This is a genomic window from Mesorhizobium sp. M7A.F.Ca.CA.002.15.2.1 (assembly GCF_003998715.1).
Taxonomy (GTDB): domain Bacteria; phylum Pseudomonadota; class Alphaproteobacteria; order Rhizobiales; family Rhizobiaceae; genus Mesorhizobium; species Mesorhizobium ciceri.
Window position 1 is genome coordinate 1 of the sequence record NZ_RZPI01001249.1, and the last position, 498, is coordinate 498.

Genomic DNA, 498 nt, shown 5'->3' on the forward strand with positions numbered 1-498 from the left:
GTCTGGATCACCGCATCGAAAAACGGATCGATGTCGGTATCGGGAATAAAATCGGCACTGGCGATGCGGCCGGATGGCGCCCGCGCGGCGCTCGCATTGGCGGTCGAGAAGGCGATGAAAATGTCGCCTGAACTGTGATACCCGAAGCCTCCGGTCATGGCGACGCCAAGCGGCACCCGTCGGGCCAGCCGCTTCATCTGATGCGGCAGGAACGGTGCGTCGGTGGCGATGACGGCGATGATCGAACCCTTTTCGGCGCGCGGTGTGCCTTCGCGGACAGCCGGTTCGACGAGTTGCGGCCCGGCGCGCAGGCCGCGAATGGTTATATTGCGCCGTTTGCCAAAATTGGACTGCACGAAGGCGCCGACCGTATAGGCACGGCCGTGCCATTCGACGATGCGCGATGCCGTGCCGGAGCCGGCCTTGAAGCCGAAGGTGATCATGCCGGTGCCGCCGCCGACGCTGCCTTCCTCGATCGGTCCGCCGGCGGCACCGTCG

1 protein-coding gene is annotated in these 498 nt (G+C 65.5%); it reads right to left on the reverse strand.

Features of this window, described 5'->3' with window-relative positions; translation table 11 throughout:
* Window positions 1–498, reverse strand: a 498-nt coding sequence (locus ENZ74_RS33960) for a P1 family peptidase (RefSeq protein ID WP_206522419.1), incomplete at both ends; no start/stop codon positions are given.